This is a genomic window from Thiospirillum jenense, from assembly GCF_014145225.1.
Classification (GTDB): domain Bacteria; phylum Pseudomonadota; class Gammaproteobacteria; order Chromatiales; family Chromatiaceae; genus Thiospirillum; species Thiospirillum jenense.
Genome location: NZ_JABVCQ010000060.1, coordinates 1 through 4248 on the forward strand (window position 1 = coordinate 1; position 4248 = coordinate 4248).

Sequence of the window (4248 nt, forward strand, 5' to 3'; positions counted from 1 at the left end):
AAACATAAGCATTAAATCTATTTCTATTCCTGCGAAATTGCACAGCGCGAGTGCAAAACGATGGTGACTGATTAAACAGTTGTTTATTGACGGTAATTACGCAATTGAGCGATCAGTGCGGTCTTGTTACCAGTAACCGCCTCGAATAATCGCGCCGAAGTTGCTTATCCCGTAGGGGAAGCGCATGATGTTTATTTGGTTGTCCTATTGAATTAGTGGAGGGTGTTATATTGAATATCTGTCATGTTGCAAGTATCATAGTTTCATAATCCTACCACAATTTAGATGGTTGTTAAACGGTAATTATTACGATGACTATACCACGTTTATTATATGTCACTGGCTTACCGCGTGCCGGTTCAACATTATTGTGTCAGTTGTTAGATTTGCATCCTGCAATTGACAGTAGCGGTCATAGCTCGCCGCTGTGTCCATTATTGATGCAGTTGCGTTATCATTGGAGTGATAATGAGTTTTTATTAGCACAGTTAGATGCTGAATTTGATCGTACTTATGCGCGTTTATTGGGTGCATGGCGTGGATTTATTCACGGTTGGATTGGTGAAAGCGAATGCAGTTGGGTAGTTGATAAGAATCGGGGGTGGTTAAGTCAAATTGATACGGTGCAGGCAGTTGATCCCGATTTTCGCATGTTGGTTTGTATTCGTGAATTAGGGCAGATTGTTGGTTCTATTGAAGCACAACATGCTAAAACGCGCTTGCTGGATTTTCCCGATCATTTAGCGCATTTATCGCGTTATGCGCGGGCAGATAAATTGCTTGCGAGTGATGGGTTAATTGGAACGCCATTAAAAGCAATTGAAGCATTGCAAGATGTGCCAGCGCATTGGCAACAGCAGTTGTATTATGTGATTTTTGAAGAACTAATGCAGCAACCGCTGGAGGTAATGATGAATATTCATCGCTGGTTAGACTTAAAATCTGAGCCATTTAATCCACAGCAATTGCCGGTCAAACTGCATGAGAGCGATAGTCATTATCGCTATAAATATCCGCACCGTACTTTTACGCAGATACAACCGCCAGCGCTCCATTTTGTGCCGCCGCGTATTGCGCAAGAATTAGTAGTGCATTTTGGTGATTTTTATCGTACCTTTTATCCGGGCTTATTGCCATAATCGTTTTAGTTATTACCATGTTTAGGAGTTTGCTATGTGTCGCATCAATCCACGAGTTGATTTCGCTTTCAAAAAATTATTTGGGAGTGAAGAGAATAAAGATTTGTTGATTTCGTTGATTAACGCCATCGTGTCTGAAGATCAACAGGTGGTTGAAGTTGAATTGAAAAATCCATATAACCTCGCGGCGTATCAGGCCGGCAAGATGTCGGTATTGGATATTAAAGCGCGCAGTGAACAGGGGCGCTGGTTTAACGTCGAAATGCAAATTAGCGAGGATTATCATTTTGATAAACGGGCAATTTATTATTGGGCAAAACTGGTGACAGAACAGTTGACTGAAGGCATGATGTTTAAGGAGTTATGCAAGACCATCAGTATTAACATTTTGGATTTTAATTTTATTCCTGATGGCACTGAGTTTCACAATTGCTACAAGATCACTAATGTCACCACGCATGAGGATGATAATCTACATGATATGTTTGAATTGCATTATGTTGAATTAAGAAAGTTCCTCGTGCTTAATCGGCCAGTTGTGACGGCATTGGATCGCTGGAGTACGTTTTTAACTAAAGCGCATCAATTAGATAAACGCGCTCTACCGGAATCATTAAAACATGATCCTGCAATTATTAAAGCGGTGGCGTCGGTGGATCGGATGTTTGATGAAGAGGAGCGATTGATTTATGAAGTACGAATGCAAGCGGTTGCCGAGGTGGAGAGTAAAATTGTGTCGGCGTTGGCTAAGGGATTTGAACGTGGGCATGAAAAAGGTTTAGAAAAAGGATTGGAACAGGGATTGGAACAGGGATTGGAACAGGGATTGGAACAGGGATTGGAACAGGGATTGGAACGTGGTCGGTTAGCGGGATTAGAAGAAGGCGTACAGAAAGGTAAAGAACAAACAAAACGGGAGTTGGCAATTGCATTGTTAGATGTATTAGATGACGCGACCATTGCAATAAAAACTGGCTTGAGTGCGGAAGAGATTAAAGCATTGCGGCGGCGCAAATGAGACTACAGAATTAAATGCAATGTGTCCGATTAACTATTGATGATGCCATTCACGCTTCAACAGGCGCTTGGTGATTGATGGCTGGAACAAGTTATGCCAATTGATCATCCCGTTGTCGTTTGAGTAAAACCGTTTTAGTTATTACCATATTTAGGAGTTTGCTATGTGTCGCATCAATCCACGAGTTGATTTCGCTTTCAAAAAATTATTTGGGAGTGAAGAGAATAAAGATTTGTTGATTTCGTTGATTAACGCCATCGTGTCTGAAGATCAACAGGTGGTTGAAGTTGAATTGAAAAATCCATACAACCTCGCGGCGTATCAGGCCGGCAAGATGTCGGTATTGGATATTAAAGCGCGCAGTGAACAGGGGCGCTGGTTTAACGTCGAAATGCAAATTAGCGAGGATTATCATTTTGATAAACGGGCAATTTATTATTGGGCAAAACTGGTGACAGAACAGTTGACTGAAGGCATGATGTTTAAGGAGTTATGCAAGACCATCAGTATTAACATTTTGGATTTTAATTTTATTCCTGATGGCACTGAGTTTCACAATTGCTACAAGATCACTAATGTCACCACGCATGAGGATGATAATCTACATGATATGTTTGAATTGCATTATGTTGAATTAAGAAAGTTCCTCGTGCTTAATCGGCCAGTTGTGACGGCATTGGATCGCTGGAGTACGTTTTTAACTAAAGCGCATCAATTAGATAAATATGCGCTGCCAGAACAATTAAGCCATGATCCAGCGATTGTTAAAGCGGTGGCGGCGGTGGATCGGATGTTTGATGAAGAGGAGCGATTGATTTATGAAGTACGAATGCAAGCGGTTGCCGAGGTGGAGAGTAAAATTGTGTCTGCGTTGGCTAAGGGATTTGAACGTGGGCATGAAAGAGGTTTGGAAAAAGGATTGGAACAGGGATTGGAACAGGGATTGGAACGTGGTCGGTTAGCGGGATTAGAAGAAGGCGTACAGAAAGGTAAAGAACAAACAAAACGGGAGTTGGCAATGGCATTGTTGGATGTATTAGATGACGCGACCATTGCAATAAAAACTGGCTTGAGTGCGGAAGAGATTAAAGCATTGCGGCGGCATGAATAACATTCACCGGTCGTGATGTGTTCAGTATAAATGTTGGATTAAACCAATTCGATTGCATTGCGCCGCTGAATAAAAGCTAATGCAGATATTTGCGGCGCTATTGATGTGCGCATCATCAACCCCGCCCTGTCTAAAATCTAATAAACCAGTAATTTACTGGGTAATGACTGTCTGGTGGCGGGTGGCAGTGCAGTGCGAAAACAACTAGTTAGGATTTAGCGCGGGGGTTTAAGATTTTTTCAATTATACGCACACATGTGCTATTGTATAATTTACAATCGAAACGCTGTGATCATGTTTTATATTTTTGGAGTGAGAGATCATGTCTGTGCAATTTATTCCTCGTCGTCACAAACTCGCCATCGCCATTGCGTTAGCATTGGGTAGTTCTCATGTACTGGCGGCTGATCCTGTGGATTGCAATGTGACAATTGAAAGTGACAACGGCCTCGGCGACATTGCCTATACGCTCAGTTGGGCAATTAAAACCGCTAATAATGCTGAGACTCCGACGACGGTTTACACAGGCGCGCACCCCGGCGGCGGTTGCAAGAAGAACATCATCACGCTGAGTACCGATGTCACCATAGCGGGGGTAATGAAACGCCTCATTAATTCCAGTGTCACGATTCAAGGCAATAAAACTATCTGGACTCCACCCGCCACCTGCACCACCCCTCCCTGCTCTAGCACCATCAGCGGCGGCGACACTTACCGCCCGCTGTTCATCAAATCCGGCACGGTCACGATCGAGAATGTGAATTTCGACAGCGGTAAAGCCCAAGGCGGGGATGGCAACGGTGGTGGTGGTGGGGCGGGCTTAGGCGGGGCGATCTTCATCTATGACGGCAATGTCACGCTCAAAACGGTTGGTTTTAGCAGTAACAATGCTACCGGCGGGAAGGGGGGGGACGGCGCAGGCGTGATGGGTGGCGGTGGCATGTTTGGCAATAGTTATGGTGGCGGCGGCGGGTTGTTCG

The 4248-nt window shown here is 43.8% G+C and carries 3 protein-coding genes and 1 pseudogene; all 4 read left to right on the forward strand.

Features of this window, described 5'->3' with window-relative positions; all coding sequences use genetic code 11:
- The first annotated feature begins 311 nt into the window (after positions 1-311).
- Positions 312-1139 (forward strand): sulfotransferase family protein, encoded by an 828-nt coding sequence (locus HUK38_RS14355; RefSeq protein ID WP_182585014.1) that lies wholly within the window; start codon positions 312-314, stop codon positions 1137-1139.
- A 34-nt stretch (positions 1140-1173) separates the two neighbouring features.
- Entirely contained in the window at positions 1174-2157 is a 984-nt protein-coding gene (locus tag HUK38_RS14360) for an Rpn family recombination-promoting nuclease/putative transposase (protein ID WP_182585015.1), read from the forward strand.
- 163 nt (positions 2158-2320) lie between these two features.
- Positions 2321-3268: an Rpn family recombination-promoting nuclease/putative transposase gene (locus HUK38_RS14365; protein ID WP_182585016.1), complete on the forward strand. Its 948-nt coding sequence runs from the start codon at positions 2321-2323 to the stop codon at positions 3266-3268.
- Positions 3269-3590: 322 nt separating this feature from the next.
- Positions 3591-4248 (forward strand): annotated as a pseudogene (locus HUK38_RS14370) (hypothetical protein); the annotation flags it as partial.